Source organism: Streptomyces antibioticus (genome assembly GCF_002019855.1).
GTDB lineage: Bacteria > Actinomycetota > Actinomycetes > Streptomycetales > Streptomycetaceae > Streptomyces > Streptomyces antibioticus_B.
In genome coordinates this window covers 7657618-7671999 of sequence record NZ_CM007717.1, presented here as the reverse complement: position 1 = coordinate 7671999, position 14382 = coordinate 7657618, and the positions used below count along the sequence as shown (strand labels likewise).

General features: G+C 73.7%; 11 protein-coding genes. 4 read left to right on the top strand and 7 right to left on the bottom strand.

What is annotated here, in order from left to right; all coding sequences use genetic code 11:
• Window positions 1-12: 12 nt before the first annotated feature.
• Complete coding sequence (locus AFM16_RS34740) at window positions 13-2070, top strand: beta-galactosidase (RefSeq protein ID WP_078636330.1); 2058 nt, start codon at window positions 13-15, stop codon at window positions 2068-2070.
• 13 nt (window positions 2071-2083) lie between these two features.
• Here AFM16_RS34740 and AFM16_RS34735 read toward each other — a convergent pair whose 3' ends face one another.
• From AFM16_RS34735 to AFM16_RS34715, 5 genes are read right to left on the bottom strand one after another with little or no spacing between them, the layout of a single operon-like run.
• Window positions 2084-2980: an STM4011 family radical SAM protein gene (locus tag AFM16_RS34735; protein WP_078636329.1), complete on the bottom strand. Its 897-nt coding sequence runs from the start codon at window positions 2978-2980 to the stop codon at window positions 2084-2086.
• Window positions 2981-2990: 10 nt separating this feature from the next.
• The gene (locus tag AFM16_RS34730) at window positions 2991-4340 is read right to left on the bottom strand and encodes an STM4012 family radical SAM protein (RefSeq protein ID WP_078636328.1); all 1350 of its coding nucleotides are present in this window, start codon (window positions 4338-4340) and stop codon (window positions 2991-2993) included.
• On the bottom strand, window positions 4337-5152 hold the full coding sequence (locus tag AFM16_RS34725; RefSeq protein WP_179123400.1) for an STM4013/SEN3800 family hydrolase: 816 nt from the start codon (window positions 5150-5152) through the stop codon (window positions 4337-4339). The genes AFM16_RS34730 and AFM16_RS34725 overlap by 4 nt, the downstream gene beginning before the upstream one ends.
• 34 nt (window positions 5153-5186) lie before the next feature.
• Window positions 5187-6392 carry an STM4014 family protein gene (locus tag AFM16_RS34720; protein ID WP_179123344.1) on the bottom strand — a complete coding sequence of 402 codons (1206 nt, stop codon included), beginning with the start codon at window positions 6390-6392 and terminating at the stop codon, window positions 5187-5189.
• Window positions 6393-6403: 11 nt separating this feature from the next.
• Window positions 6404-7366 carry an STM4015 family protein gene (locus tag AFM16_RS34715; protein WP_078636326.1) on the bottom strand — a complete coding sequence of 321 codons (963 nt, stop codon included), beginning with the start codon at window positions 7364-7366 and terminating at the stop codon, window positions 6404-6406.
• Between the two features lie 201 nt (window positions 7367-7567).
• On the opposite strand from AFM16_RS34715, the gene AFM16_RS34710 reads away from it, so the two are divergent.
• The gene (locus AFM16_RS34710; protein ID WP_030783179.1) at window positions 7568-7894 is read left to right on the top strand and encodes a DUF8820 family protein; all 327 of its coding nucleotides are present in this window, start codon (window positions 7568-7570) and stop codon (window positions 7892-7894) included.
• A 53-nt stretch (window positions 7895-7947) separates the two neighbouring features.
• Window positions 7948-9012 carry a DUF6745 domain-containing protein gene (locus AFM16_RS34705; protein ID WP_030783182.1) on the top strand — a complete coding sequence of 355 codons (1065 nt, stop codon included), beginning with the start codon at window positions 7948-7950 and terminating at the stop codon, window positions 9010-9012.
• Window positions 9013-9042: 30 nt separating this feature from the next.
• On the opposite strand, the gene AFM16_RS34700 is transcribed toward AFM16_RS34705, so the two are convergent.
• Window positions 9043-9762, bottom strand: a complete 720-nt coding sequence (locus tag AFM16_RS34700) for an FAD binding domain-containing protein (RefSeq protein WP_078636325.1) — start codon at window positions 9760-9762, stop codon at window positions 9043-9045.
• Window positions 9763-9943: 181 nt separating this feature from the next.
• Between AFM16_RS34700 and AFM16_RS34695 the strand changes: the two genes are divergently transcribed.
• Window positions 9944-10870 carry a GNAT family N-acetyltransferase gene (locus AFM16_RS34695; RefSeq protein WP_078636324.1) on the top strand — a complete coding sequence of 309 codons (927 nt, stop codon included), beginning with the start codon at window positions 9944-9946 and terminating at the stop codon, window positions 10868-10870.
• Window positions 10871-10926: 56 nt separating this feature from the next.
• Here AFM16_RS34695 and AFM16_RS34690 read toward each other — a convergent pair whose 3' ends face one another.
• Window positions 10927-14301 carry a pyruvate carboxylase gene (locus AFM16_RS34690; protein WP_078636323.1) on the bottom strand — a complete coding sequence of 1125 codons (3375 nt, stop codon included), beginning with the start codon at window positions 14299-14301 and terminating at the stop codon, window positions 10927-10929.
• Window positions 14302-14382: the final 81 nt, after the last annotated feature.

Genomic DNA, 14382 nt, shown 5'->3' with positions numbered 1-14382 from the left:
GGAAGGACCGCCATGATCTCCACCCTCCAGTCCCGCATGCTGCGCGGGGCGGACGGTGACCCCGCTCCGCGTCTGGCCTACGGCGCCGACTACAACCCCGAGCAGTGGCCCCGGGACGTGTGGGAGGAGGACGTCCGGCTGATGCGGGAGGCCGGCGTCACCATCGTCTCCGTGGGGATCTTCTCCTGGGCCCGGATCCAGCCGGGCCCGGACACCTGGGACTTCGGCTGGCTCGACGAGGTCATGGACCTGCTGCACGCGGGCGGGATCGGCGTCGACCTGGCCACCGCCACCGCCTCCCCGCCGCCGTGGCTGACCACCGCCCACCCCGAGATCCTCCCCGTCACCGCGAGCGGCGAGACGCTCTGGCCGGGCGCCCGCCAGCACTGGCGGCCCACCTCCCCCGTCTTCCGCGAGCACGCCCTGCGCCTGGTCCGGAAGATCGCCGACCGCTACCGGGACCATCCGGCGCTCGTCGCCTGGCACGTCAACAACGAGCTGGGCTGCCACAACGTCTACGACCACTCCGACGACGCGGCCCGCGCCTTCCGGGTCTGGCTGCGCGCCCGCTACGGCACGCTCGACGCCCTCAACCACGCCTGGGGCACGGCGTTCTGGTCGCAGCGCTACAGCGACTGGGAGCAGATCCTGCCGCCCCGGCTGGCCGCCTCGCACCCCAACCCGACCCAGCAGCTCGACTTCAAGCGGTTCTCCTCGGACGCCCTCAAGGACCATCTGATCGCCGAGCGCGACATCCTGAAGGAGATCACGCCCGGGATCCCGGTCACCACGAACTTCATGGTGATGGGCAACACCAAGGGCATGAGCTACCCGGACTGGGCGGGCGAGATCGACTTCGTCTCCAACGACCACTACGTCCACCCCGGCCCGCAGGACCGCGACGAGCTGTCCTTCTCCGCGAACCTCACCAGCGGCATCGCGTCCGGCAGGCCGTGGTTCCTGATGGAGCACTCCACCAGCGCCGTCAACTGGCAGTCCGTGAACGTCGCGAAGCGCCCCGGCGACCTGGCCCGCGACGCGCTGCTGCACGTGGCGCACGGCGCCGACGCGGTCTGCTACTTCCAGTGGCGGCAGTCGGCGGCGGGCGCCGAGAAGTACCACTCGGCGATGGTCCCGCACGCCGGCCCCGACAGCGAGGTCTTCCGCGCGGTCACCGATCTCGGCGCCACCCTCAAGGCCCTTGCCCCGGTGGCCGGTTCGGAGCGCGAGAGCGCCGCCGTCGGCATCGTCTACGACTGGGACTCGTGGTGGGCGAGCGAGCAGGACTCGCACCCCACCGCGCTGCTGGAGTACCGGCAGGAGGCGCTCGACTGGTACTCGGCGCTCCTCGCCCTCGGCATCCGCGCCGACCTCGTCACCACCCGCGCCGACCTCTCCCGCCACCGGGTGCTGATCGCGCCCGTCCTGCACATGGTGCCCGCCGGTCTCGCCAAGGACCTGACGTGCTACGTCGAGCAGGGCGGCCACCTCGTCACCACCTACTTCTCCGGGATCGTCGACGAGAACGACCATGTCTGGCTGGGCGGCTATCCGGGCGCCCTGCGGGAGCTTCTCGGCATCCGTGTCGAGGAGTTCGGGCCGCTGCTCGCCGAGGAGAGCGTGGAACTGGACGACGCCTCCACCGGCACCCTGTGGACCGACCGGATCACCCTCGCCGACCCCGACACCGAGGTCCTGGCCCACTACCGCACCGGCGTCCACGCGGGCCGCCCGGCGATCACCCGCCGTACGACGGGGGCCGGTTCGGCGTCGTACGTCTCCACGCGGCTCGGCGTCGACGGGCTGCGGGCCCTGCTGCCCCGGCTCCTGGAGCCGGCCGGGGTGCGCAGCGAACTCCCCGAGGACGTACGGGGATCGGTGGAGCTGACCGTGCGCGCAGGCGAGCGGGGACGGTTCCTGTTCCTGGTCAACCGCACCGACGGCACCGTGCCGGTGGCCGGACTGGCGGGCGAGGTCCTGACCGGCGGCACGGCGGGCGCGGACGGCGCGCTGGTCCTCGGCCCGCGCGAGGTCGCCGTGCTCCACCAGGCAGTGGAGCCCACGCCGTAGCCCCCCGTGGCCTTCAGTGGTCCCGGTTCTCCGCCCGTGTCGCGATCGTCGTGACGCGGGCGGAGTGCTGTGCGGCGGGGATCCGCTCCAGGACGCCGCCCGCGAAGACGTCGTACAACGGCAGCGTCTCCAGATGGACATAGCCGATGTGGCAGTCGCAGACGGCGAGCGGGCAGGCGCGCGGGCGCAGCGCGGCCCGGTAGGAGCCGTCGTAGAGGTTGCCGAGTTCGGCGCGCACGAAGTGGCAGCGGCGGACCGTGCCCTCCCCGTCGACCGAGATCACGGACTCGCCGGTGCGGCAGGGCAGTCCGGCGCTGCGGTGCGGGTGGCGGCTGTAGGGGAAGAGCGGGTCGAGGGCCGTCCAGGTGTCGGCCTCCGCGTCGGTGTAGGTGTGCCCCTCGGCGGCGTTGATCCACAGATAGACGTGGCCGGGCAGTTCGGCGCGCAGCCGGCGGGCCGCGTCGAGGTGTTCGGGCAGGCCGACGACACCGACGCTGAAGCGGACGCCCCGGTCGGCGAGGTCGCGGCACTTGCCGAGGAAGCGGTCGTACGGGGTCTGCCCCGGGTGGTAGGTGCACCACAGGGCGAGGGTGCCGGGGTCGGCGCCGTCCAGCCAGTCGGTGCGGCAGCTCAGATTGGTCTGGATGGCCACCCTGCGGATGTGCGGGAGGTGGGACAGCTCGGTGAGCGCGCGCCGGTACCAGGAGCGGACCAGGCCCTCGCCCCACGGGGTGAAGAGGACCGAGAGGCGGTCCCCGGTCTGCGCGGCGGCCCAGCCCGCGAACCGTTCGAGGGCGGCGCGGTCGGCGCGGAGCTGGGCGGTGGAGTCGCGGCGCTTGGCGAACGGGCAGTAGGGACAGTCGTAGTCGCAGGAGGCGAGCGGGCCGCGGTAGAGGAGGGTCAGGTCCATGGGGGGCCGGTCACTTCCGCTCGTAGGCGGCCATCGCGGCGCGCACGGCCGGGGAGAACAGCTCGGGGCCGATGGCGTCGGAGTGGGCGAGGCCCTCCGGGGTGAGGCGCAGAATCGTCCCATCAGCGCCTGTGAGCCAGCCGTGGTCGGTCAGGCGGGCCAGTTCGGGGCCGAAGTCCTCGGCGGGGGTGGCGCCGAAGCGGGCGCGGTAGTCCTCGACGGGGAGTCCGTCGGCCTGGAGCAGGGACTGCAGCAGATGGCGGCGGCGCGCCTCGTGGGCGTCCATGGCGTAGCCGACCTCGGCGCGGGAGAAGTCGGTCGTGGTGACGTAGGTGTCGATGATGCCGCGGATCTCGTGCATGCCGACGGCGTAGTCGAACGAGTAGTGCAGCCCGGCCGTGTAGGAGCGGGCGCCGCAGCCCAGGCCGATCATGCCGTCGGTCTGGCAGGCGTAGTCGTCGGCGCCCTGGGCGGGGGCGTCGGCGCGGCGGAACATACGCATCGACTGCTGGGTGTAGCCGTGCGCGAGGAGATGGTCGCGGCCCGCCCGGTACAGGCGCAGCCGCTGCTCGTCCCAGGCCGGGTCGGGTCCGGGGCCGATGTCGGGGCCCTGGCCGCGGCGGCCGAGGCCGGTGAGGGGGCGGACGTAGAGCGGGTAGAGGTACAGCTCCTCGGGCCGCCACGCGAGCGCCGCGTCCAGCGACCGCCGCCAGGTGCGCTCGGTCTGGCCGTCGATGCCGTAGATGAGGTCGATGTTGAGGACCGGGATCCGCGCGTCGCGGACCCGGCCGAGGGCGGCCTCGACGTCGGCGCGCCGCTGCGGGCGTACGGCGGCCCGGGCCTCGCTGTCGACGAAGCTCTGGACGCCCAGGCTGAGGCGGGTGGCGCCCCGGTCGGCCAGGACGGTGAGCCGGTCGGCGGTCGCGGTGGCGGGCGACGCCTCCACGGACAGCGGGATCGCGCGCAGGTCGGCGCCCATGCGGTGTTCGGCGAGGTCGCAGAGCCGCTCCAGCTCGGCCGCGGTGAGGAAGGTGGGGGTGCCGCCGCCGAACGCGGCCGTCGCGAACCGGACTTGGTCCGACTCCCCCAGCGCCTCGCGTACCGCGACGGCCTGGCGTTCCAGGGCGTCCAGGTAGGCGCCGGTCAGTCCTTCGGGGGCTCCGACGCGGGTGAAGAGGTTGCAGAAGCCGCAGCGCACCTCGCAGAACGGTATGTGGAGGTAGAGGGAGAGGGCGTCCTTGGGCTCGTCCGCCCACAGTCCGGCGAGCGCGGGGCGGTCCGGCAGTGGGCGGTAGGCGGTCTTGTGCGGGTAGGCGTAGACGTAGTGCTGGTAGGGGCTGGTGAGTTGGGCGGTGGTCATCGGGCGGCCTCGGCGGGGTCCAGGAAGAAGTGGGCGTACGGCACGGTCCACACGCACGCGTGGCCGAGGCGGTGGCCGGTGTAGCCGTCGTCGCCGTAGGCGGTGCCGTGGTCGGAGCAGACGATCGCGAAGCAGGGGCGCCTGCTGCTCGCGGCGGCGAAGAGCCGGCCGATGTGCCGGTCGACGTACTCCAGGGCGGCGGCGTGCGTCGCGCGGCTGTCGCCGGCCTCGCGGGTCGCGCCGGGCAGGTGGAACCAGTTCGGCTGGTGCAGCGCGGAGACGTTGACGAAGAGGAACAGTCGCTGCTCGGCCGGGAGTTCGCCGATGACCTGCTCCGCGCGGGCGATCTGGTTCTCGAAGGAGTGGGGCGAGGTGACGCCGAACTCCGGTTCCCAGTGCGCCTCGTGGAAGAGGCCGGGCAGCACCGAGCCCAGCGGGCCCTGCCGGTTGAAGAAGCCCACGCCGCCGATGCACACCGTGTGGTAGCCCTCCTTCGCGAGGCCGGAGACGAGGTCCGGGGTGTCGTACACGAAGGTGCCGTCGGCGGTGCTCTCGCTGCCCGCGAAGCTCGCCGCGAAGAGCCGCGGGTGGGGGCCGGGGGCGGCCGGGGTCGGCAGGAAGCCGGCGAAGATCGCCTGGTGGGAGGCGTAGGTGAAGCTGCCCGGGGCGTGGCGCTTCTCCCAGCGGCCGTGCGGGAGCCGGCGGGCGAGGTGCGGGATGCGGCCCGCCTCGGCCAGCTCGACGGCCACGTCGTGGCGGAGGGTGTCGAGGGTGACGAGGAGGATGTCGTGACTGCCGACGACCTCGTTCATGTCCACTGGGTCGAGGGGTACGGGCATCTCGGGCTCAGGCATGGGGTGTTCCTGTTCTGTACTGGTCGTGCGCGCCGCGCCCGCGGCCGAGGTGCGCGCCGCGCAGGACGGCCGCCACCTGGGTGGCGTAGGTGTCCAGGCCCTCGGCCCCGCTGCCGGGCAGTCCGGTCAGCCGGGGCAGCAGGTCGCCGAAGGCGTTGACCTCGCCGACGGCGGCGCCGCGCCAGCCGACGGCCGGGAGCAGGTCGACGCCGACGCAGAGGGTGCGCGGGAAGCAGGCGGCCGCCCGTTCGCAGACGTCGAGCAGGTCGCGCCAGCGGGCGCCTGCCGCCTCGACGGCGCGCCGGGCGGCGTCGAGGTCGCCCCGGCGGCCGCCGAGGTGGAGGTTGGTCATGGGCGAGCGGCTGGTGCGCAGCACGGCGTGGGTCGCCCTGCCCGCCACCACGACGACCCGGAGGTCGGCGGCGCGGCCCTCCTGGGACGCCTTGGGCAGCCAGCGTTCGAGGTGCAGTCCGTCGGGGGCGAGCGCGTCGACGATGGCGGCGAGGTCGCTCTCGCGCTCGTAGCGGCGCACCTTGAGGGAGTTGAACAGCCGTCCGTCCGGGGTGAGTTCCACGGAGGTGGTGGCCCGGATCCGGCCGCCGCCCGTCTCGACGGCGAGGACGCCCGACGCGGACGAGCCGTGCGCGGGCTTGACGAAGAGCCGGGGCATCCGGTGCTCCAGCATCAGCGCCCGTACGTCGTCCCAGCCGCGCACCGGCGTGCCGGCCGGGCCCGAGGTGGGCGAGGCGGGGACCGGGACCCCCGCCGCGTCCAGGACGGCGTGGCAGAGCCGTTTGTCGAACAGCACGGCGAGATCGTCGGGGTCGTCGAGGCGGACGCCGCCGCGCAGTCCGCTCAGCGCGGCGGTGAAACCGGCGTACCAGCGGCCGGAGCCCTCGACCCGGGTGGGGTCGTCGGTGCCGCGCCAGGCGTGGTCCACGCGCGCGTTCTCCCCCGGGGAGTCGATGCGGAGGATCTCGTCGGGGGCGAACTCGGCGCCTCCGTCGCGCAGGACGTCCGTCCAGGCGACGACGCGCGGGGCGGGCAGGCCGGCCGCGCGGACGGCGTCGGCGAAGAGGGTGACGCGGCGGTTCTCGGGGTTGCCGACGACCGCGAACCGCGGCGGCCGGTGCGGGCCGTCGGAGGGCGGGGCGACTGGCACGGAGGCCGTCGGTGCGGCAGGCGGTGCGGCGGGCATGTGCGGGGTGTTCACTCGCCCACGGCGACCCAGCGCCAGACCGTGCCGTCGTCCTCGTCCACGTCCTCGTCGACGCCGTCGCGGTCGAGGTCGACCTCGACGCCCGCCGGCTCCAGCGTGCCGCGCAGCCGGTCCAGCAGGGGTTCGCTGAGGTAGTGGTGGTGCAGGTCGAGCTTCTTGAGGTGGGTGAGGGGCTGGCCGCCGAGCAGCGCGGCGGCGCCCTCGTCGGTCAGGACGCCCATGGACAGGTCCAGCACCTCGAGACGGGCGACGACGGGCGCGGAGGCGACGGCCGCGGCGACGGCGTCCTGCATCTCGCTGTTGCGCAGCGCCAGATGACGCAGCTTCGGCAGCCGGCCGCCGGACAGCAGGGGCTCCAGGTCGGCGGCCTCGCTGTCGCCGCCGTACTCGGGGGTGCCGAGCCACAGGTCGAGGTGCTCCAGCGCGGGCAGGTCGCTGCCGCCGACACCGCGCACGACGTCGGCGGGCAGGCCGCCGCTCTCCAGGACGAGGCGGCGCAGCGCCTCGTGCCGCACGGCGGACAGGCGCAGTCCCGAACCGCCGCGCACGCCCAGCTCCTCCAGCTCGGGGAAGCCTTCGAGGAGCGGGGTCACGTCGGTCTGGTTGATCCAGGAGATCTCGCACTCCTCGGACTCCATGTCGCCGAGGAACAGCGCGCGCAGTGCCGGGAAGCGGTCCTTGGCGGCCAGCAGGGCCTCGATCACGTCGGAGGGGTCGGTGTCGTACGCCCCTTCCCAGGCACCCACGATCAGGGCTTTCACCCGGGTGGTGTCGACGGTGTCGCAGAAGCGGGCGAAGGCCGCCGTCCACTCCTCCTCGCCGTCGTAGACGTCGCTCGCGATCCGCCAGGCGCGGGAGTCGGCGGCGGGCAGGTCGTCCGTCTTCCCCTCGGGGCCCGGGAAGGTGTGGGCGGGCAGCCGGTACAGCGAGGTGAGGTGGGTGGGGTAGGACATACGGCTGCTCCTGTGCGGAAGGGGTCTGCGATCCCCGACGTGCGATCCGTGACGTGCGATCCCTGACGCCCGCAGTTCTACCAACAGCCACTGACAACGCCGGTCGGCGGGGGCGGGCTTCGGGGCGTTGTCAGTGCCGGGTCGTACGGTCGTCGTCATGAGGCCGGCGCGTTCGGTGCGTCCGGCGGTGAGGGGAGAGCCATGTACCGGCAGGGAGATGTGCTGATCGTGCCCGTGGCCGAGGAGGCGGTGCCGGCGCATGTGGCGCGGGCGCCGAAGGAGCGGCGGGACGGGCGGGGCCGGCTGGTGCTGGCGCTCGGCGAGGTCACGGGGCACGCCCACGCGGTGGTCGGTCCGGGTGATCTGGTGCGGGAGCCGGGGCCGTTCGGTCCGCTGCTGCTGCATGTGCCGCAGGGCGGCCGGGTGGTGCACGAGGAGCACGCCGCGATCACCCTGCCGAAGGGCTGGTACCGGGTGATCAGACAGCGGGAGTACGTCCCCGGGTCCGTGCGGATCGTGGCGGACTGAGCGGCGAGATCGGGCAGCGGTCGGGACCGGGTGGAGAGCGAGGGGCAGGGCACGTGAACGGCACGGTGGGTACGGGGGGTACGGCGGTGGCGGAGTCGTCCGACGAGCTGCGCGGGTGGCGGGAGTGGGCGTCGTCGACGGCTCCCGCGGACCGCGCGGCCGCCGAGGAGGGGATCCGCCGGGCGTACCGGCGGGCGGGGCTCGTGGAGCCGGAGCGGGTGGTGTGGGCCGGTTCGCCGCGTGCGGCGGTCACCCTGGTCCGGGAGCTGACGGACGCGGGGCCCAGTGTGCGCGAGGCGGTCCGCAGCGCTCCCTGGGCGCGTGAGCGCGGCCGGCTGCACGCCGAGCTGGGCGCGGCGGGCTGGTCGGCGCACTGGGCGGCGACGGGCGGCCGGCTGTGGGAGTCGGCGCAGTCGCTGGTGGACCGGATCCGCGCCGGGGTCGTCGCGGAGCTGGCCGGCCGGGAGACGGGCCCTGAGGCCGCGGCGGTCCGGCTGGTCCTGCTGGACGCGGTGCTCGGACAGCACGACGCGCCGTGGCTCGCCGCGTTCGGCACGCAGGACGGCATGCTGGACGGCCCGTTGGACGGGCTGGCCGCGGTGTGCCGCAGCGCCGGCTGGTGGTGGCCGTTCGCCCGGGTGGCGGTGGTGTGCGAGCGTCCGGTGGCCCTGCACCGTGACGAGGCGGGCCGGCTGGACCACGGGGACGGTCCGGCGCTCGCCTATCCCGACGGGTTCGCGCTGTACGCGTGGCGCGGGATGCCGGTCCCGGCGGAGTTCCTCGCGGAGCTGCCGGCGCTCACGCCGGAGCGCATCCGCTCCGAGGAGAACGCGGAACTGCGCCGGGTCATGCTGGAGTACTACGGCTACGACCGCTATCTGGCGGACTCGGGCGCCCGCCCCGTCCACCGGGACGGGACGGGCACGCTGTGGCGGATCGACCTCGCGAACGACGAGGCGGTGGTGATGGTGGAGGTCCTCAACTCCACCCCGGAGCCGGACGGCACGCACCGCACGTACTGGCTGCGCGTGCCGCCGTCGACCCGTACGGCGAGAGAAGGAGTGGCGTGGACGTTCGGTCTGGACGCGGACGTGTACGCGCCGGTGCGCGAGACATGAGCCCGGCGGGCGCCCGCTCGGTCCGGTGTCTCAGCCGGCGGCGCGCGCCAGGACGTCGGTGACCTGGGCGCGGACGGTGTCCCGGGCCTGGGCGGGCAGTCCGCCCAGGTCGGTGCGCTCCAGCGCGGTCCAGGCCCGGTCCGCGTCGGGGTCGTACGGCGTGCTCTCGCTGAGCACCTCGTAGCCGTCGCGGACGGCCACCCTGAGCCGGCCGGGACCGGCGCCCTCGGACTGGACCGCGGCGGCCACGACGAGCGGCGGCGGGCCGCCCGGGTCGCCCTCCAGTTTGCGGTAGCCGCTGGCCAGCGGGGTGTTCCAGCGCAGCCCCAGCAGGAGCTGCCGCTTGGCGACGACCTCCGACAGGTCCGCCTCGTACACGCCGTCGGACTCCAGGACCGTCGCCCGCGCGTCCAGGACGAGGGCGGCGGGGAGCAGGTCGCGCAGGGTGCTGCCGACGATGTTGCCGCCGACCGTGGCCGTACGGCGGACCGCGCCCGTTCCCACCTGGGAGGCGGCCCGGTGCAGGGCCTCGGGCACGGTGGCGTCCACACGGTGCAGGAGGACGGCCCCGCCGACCTCCTCGGGCCCGACGGCGGTGGCCTCGGGCAGATTGCGCAGGGAGACGGCCTGCTCGGGGAAGCCGTCCCGCTGCCAGGCGGCCCACACCAGCGTGGCCCCGCCGATCGGTACCGCCCCCTCCGCGAGACACCGCTGTGCTTCGGATATGGAGGTGGGAAGACGCAACTGCACGACAACCGACCTGCCTTCCCGGGTAGTTCGGGGCGGGGCGCCTGAAACACCCCGCCCGCATGATCACTGGCAGAACGGATTCTGCCCAGGCACGCGGGGGCGCATACAGGGCTCACGGCGGCACCTCGCAGGACGTCAAAATGCGTTGCGGCGAAACCCCCTCCCCCGGAGGCTGGGGCTCATGTCCTACGTCCTTCGCCCCGCCGGGCTCGCCGACGCGCCCGCCGTCACCGCTCTGCTCAACGAGATCGATGTGATCGAGATCGGCCGGCCCGAGACCGATCTGCACACCGTCGAGGCCGATCTGAAGCATCCCGAGACCGATCTCGACCGTGATTCCTGGCTGGCCTTCGACGGGGACCGGCTGGTGGCCTACGGACTCCTGTGGGACGAGTCGGGCGGCGAGCGCATCGACATCGACCACTACGTCCTGCCGGACCGTCAGGACACGGGACTGGTCGTGCTGAAGGCGATGGAGGACCGGGCCCTGGAGAAGGCGCGGGAGAACGGCGCCGAGCGGGCCGTGGTCCATCTGCACCTCAACGTCCGCCCCACGCTGGACACTTCACTGCTCGGCGACCGTGGCTGGTCGGCCGTGCGCCGCCACCATGTGCTGCGCCGGACGGTCGACGCGGCCACCGATCTGACGCCGGAGCCGCCGGCCGGGGTGCGGCTGCGGCCCTGCGCCGACGAGGCGGACCGGGAGCGGGTGCACGCGCTGTACCAGGCGTCCTTCGCCGACCACTTCGACTTCCAGCCGCGCGCGTACGAGGCGTGGCTGCACGACCTGGACGCGGTGCGTCTGGACTGGTCGCTGGTGTGGATCGCCGAGGTGGACGGCCTCGGGGACGCCGGGTTCCTGATGGCCCGGGACGACCGCGAGGCGATGGGCTGGATCCGGGGCATCGGGGTGCTGAGCGAGGCCCGGGGCCGGGGACTGGCCGGGCTGCTGCTCCGGCACGCGTTCGCGGCCTTCGCCGCGCGGGGCCGGGACGTGGTGGGGCTCGGCGTGGACACCTCCAACGCGACCGGCGCGCCGCGGCTCTACGCCCGGCACGGGATGACGGTCCACTACGCCGTGGACACCTGGGAGACCGTCCTGCGCTGACCGGGAACGCAAGGGGACCCGCCGCTCGTGAGGGCGGCGGGTCCCCTTGCGGTGTGTCAGCCGACGACCACGAGCAGGTCGCCGCCCTCCACCTGCTGGATCCGGTTGATGGCCAGACGGCTCACCCGGCCCCCGGCCGGGGCGGTGATGGTGGCCTCCATCTTCATCGCCTCGATGGTGGCCACGGTGGCGCCCGCCGCCACCTCGTCGCCCTCGGCGACGGCCAGGGTGACCACGCCCGCGAACGGGGCGGCGACATGGCCGGGGTTGGCGCGGTCGGCCTTCTCGGTCACCGGGACGTCCGAGGCCGCCGCCTTGTCGCGGACCTGGATGGGCCGCAACTGGCCGTTCAGGGAGGACATCACGGTCCGCATGCCGCGCTCGTCGGCCTCGCCGATCGCCTGGAGCTCGATCAGCAGCCGGACCCCCGGCTCCAGGTCGACGGCGTACTCCTTGCCCGGGCGCAGCCCGTAGAAGAAGTCCTTGCTGTCCAGCACGCTGGTGTCGCCGAACGCCTGGCGGTGGGTGTCGAAGTCGCGCGTCGGGCCGGGGAAGAGCAGCCGGTTGAGGGTGGTACGGCGGGACTTCTCCAGGCCCTCGCGGTCCTCGGTGGTGAGGTCGTTGACGGGCTTGGCCTCGGCGCGGCCCTCCAGGGCCTTGGTGCGGAAGGGCTCCGGCCAGCCGCCGGGCGGGGTGCCCAGCTCGCCGCGGAGGAAGCCGATGACCGAGTCGGGGATGTCGTACCGGGCGGGCGCGGCCTCGAAGTCCTCGGGGGAGACACCGGCGCCGACCAGGTGCAGGGCGAGGTCGCCGACCACCTTGGAGGACGGGGTCACCTTCACCAGGTGGCCGAGGATGCGGTCGGCGGCGGCGTACATGGCCTCGATGTCCTCGAAGCGGTCGCCGAGGCCGAGCGCGACGGCCTGGGTGCGCAGGTTGGAGAGCTGGCCGCCGGGGATCTCGTGGTGGTAGACGCGCCCGGTCGGGGCGGCGAGGCCCGCCTCGAAGGGGGCGTAGACGCGGCGGACGCCCTCCCAGTAGGGCTCCAGGTCGCCGACGGCCTGGAGGTCGAGGCCGGTGGGGCGCTCGGAGTGGTCGGTGGCGGCGACCAGCGCGGACAGCGAGGGCTGCGAGGTGGTGCCCGCCATGGAGGCCACCGCGCCGTCGACCGCGTCCGCGCCGGCCTGGATCGCGGCCAGGTAGGTGGCGAGCTGGCCGCCCGCCGTGTCGTGGGTGTGCAGGTGGACCGGCAGGTCGAACTCGCGGCGCAGCGCGGAGACCAGCTTGGCCGCGGCGGGTGCGCGCAGCAGTCCCGCCATGTCCTTGACGGCGAGGACATGGGCGCCGGCGTCGACGATCTGCTCGGCGAGCCGCAGGTAGTAGTCGAGCGTGTAGAGGCGCTCGTTGGGGTCGGACAGGTCGGAGGTGTAGCAGAGGGCGACCTCGGCGACCGCCGTGCCGGTCTCGCGTACGGCGTCGATGGCGGGGCGCATCTGGCCGACGTCGTTGAGGGCGTCGAAGATGCGGAAGATGTCGATGCCGGTGGCCGCGGCCTCCTGCACGAACGCGTCGGTGACCTCGGTCGGGTACGGGGTGTAGCCGACGGTGTTGCGGCCGCGCAGCAGCATCTGGAGGCAGATGTTGGGCACGGCCTCGCGCAGGGCGGCCAGCCGCTCCCAGGGGTCCTCGGCGAGGAAGCGCAGCGCGACGTCGTAGGTGGCGCCGCCCCAGCACTCCAGGGAGAGCAGTTCGGGCAGGGTGCGGGCGACCAGCGGGGCGGAGGCGAGCAGGTCCTTGGTGCGCACCCGGGTGGCGAGCAGCGACTGGTGGGCGTCGCGGAAGGTGGTGTCGGTGACGCCGAGGGTCGGCGACTCGCGCAGCGCGCGGGCGAAGCCCTCGGGGCCGAGCCGCACCAGCCGCTGCCGGGACCCGGCGGGCGGCTCACCGGCGGGAAGCGCGGGCAGCTTGGTGGTGGGGTCGATCAGGTCGGGCCGTTCGCCGTGCGGCTTGTTGACGGTGACGTCGGCGAGGTAGGTGAGCAGCTTGGTGCCGCGGTCGGCGGAGTGCCGGGCGGTGAGCAGGTGCGGGCGCTGCTCGATGAACGAGGTGGTGACCCGCCCGGCCTGGAAGTCGGGGTCGTCCAGGACGGCCTGGAGGAACGGGATGTTGGTGGCCACGCCGCGGATGCGGAACTCGGCGACGGCACGCCGGGCGCGGCCGATCGCGGCCTGGAAGTCCCGTCCCCGGCAGGTCAGTTTGACCAGCATGGAGTCGAAGTGGGCGCTGATCTCCGTACCGGCGTGGGTGGTTCCGCCGTCGAGACGGATGCCGGAGCCGCCCGGGGAGCGGTAGGCGCTGATGCGGCCGGTGTCGGGACGGAAACCGTTGGCGGGGTCCTCGGTGGTGATCCGGCACTGGAGGGCGGCGCCGCGCAGGGTGACGGTGTCCTGGGAGAGGCCGAGGTCGGCGAGGGTCTCGCCGGAGGCGATCCGGAGCTGGGCCTGCACCAGGTCGACGTCGGTGACCTCCTCGGTGACCGTGTGCTCGACCTGGATGCGCGGGTTCATCTCGATGAAGACGTGGTTGCCGTCGGGGTCGAGGAGGAACTCGACGGTGCCCGCGTTGCGGTAGCCGATCTCGCGGGCGAAGCGGACGGCGTCGGCGCAGATGCGGTCGCGCAGCACGGGGTCGAGGTTGGGCGCGGGCGCCAGCTCGATGACCTTCTGGTGGCGGCGCTGGAGCGAACAGTCGCGCTCGAAGAGGTGGATGACGTTGCCCTCGCCGTCGGCGAGGATCTGCACCTCGATGTGGCGGGGGTCGACGACGGCCTTCTCCAGGAAGACGGTCGGGTCGCCGAAGGCGGACGCGGCCTCGCGGCTGGCCGCCTCGATGGACTCGCGCAGGACGGCCGGGTCCTCGACCCGGCGCATCCCGCGGCCGCCACCGCCGGCGACGGCCTTCACGAAGACGGGGAAGCCGATCTCCTCGGCGGCGCGCACCAGTTCGTCCACGTCGGTGGAGGGCGCGGATGAGCCGAGCACGGGCACCCCGGCGGCGCGGGCGGCGGCGACGGCGCTCGCCTTGTTGCCCGTCAGTTCGAGGGTGCGGGCGTCCGGTCCGACGAAGGTGATGCCCGCCTCCTCGCAGGCGCGGGCGAGTTCGGGGTTCTCGGAGAGGAACCCGTAGCCGGGGTAGACGGCGTCGGCGCCGGCCCGGCGGGCGGCGCCGACGATCTCCTCGACGGAGAGGTAGGCGCGCACCGGATGGCCCGGTTCGCCGATCTCGTACGCCTCGTCGGCTTTCTGCCGGTGCAGCGAGTTGCGGTCCTCATGGGGGAAGACGGCGACCGTGCGCGCGCCCAGCTCATAGCCGGCGCGGAACGCACGGATCGCGATCTCGCCACGGTTGGCGACCAGCACCTTGCGGAACATCCTGGACCCCTTCGGCCTGCGGGTGACGGGGTCCATCGTGGCGGTGAGTGACCGGGTTGGCCATGTGAGTCGGGCCACTCA

What these genes read in the sequence shown, in the direction of transcription:
- AFM16_RS34740 (WP_078636330.1), top strand. Translation starts at nt 13, where the DNA reads ATGATCTCCACCCTCCAGTCCCGCATGCTGCGCGGGGCGGACGGTGAC.
- AFM16_RS34735 (WP_078636329.1), bottom strand. Translation starts at nt 2,980, where the DNA reads ATGGACCTGACCCTCCTCTACCGCGGCCCGCTCGCCTCCTGCGACTAC.
- AFM16_RS34730 (WP_078636328.1), bottom strand. Translation starts at nt 4,340, where the DNA reads ATGACCACCGCCCAACTCACCAGCCCCTACCAGCACTACGTCTACGCC.
- AFM16_RS34725 (WP_179123400.1), bottom strand. Translation starts at nt 5,152, where the DNA reads ATGAACGAGGTCGTCGGCAGTCACGACATCCTCCTCGTCACCCTCGAC.
- AFM16_RS34720 (WP_179123344.1), bottom strand. Translation starts at nt 6,392, where the DNA reads ATGCCCGCCGCACCGCCTGCCGCACCGACGGCCTCCGTGCCAGTCGCC.
- AFM16_RS34715 (WP_078636326.1), bottom strand. Translation starts at nt 7,366, where the DNA reads ATGTCCTACCCCACCCACCTCACCTCGCTGTACCGGCTGCCCGCCCAC.
- AFM16_RS34710 (WP_030783179.1), top strand. Translation starts at nt 7,568, where the DNA reads ATGTACCGGCAGGGAGATGTGCTGATCGTGCCCGTGGCCGAGGAGGCG.
- AFM16_RS34695 (WP_078636324.1), top strand. Translation starts at nt 9,944, where the DNA reads ATGTCCTACGTCCTTCGCCCCGCCGGGCTCGCCGACGCGCCCGCCGTC.
- AFM16_RS34690 (WP_078636323.1), bottom strand. Translation starts at nt 14,301, where the DNA reads ATGTTCCGCAAGGTGCTGGTCGCCAACCGTGGCGAGATCGCGATCCGT.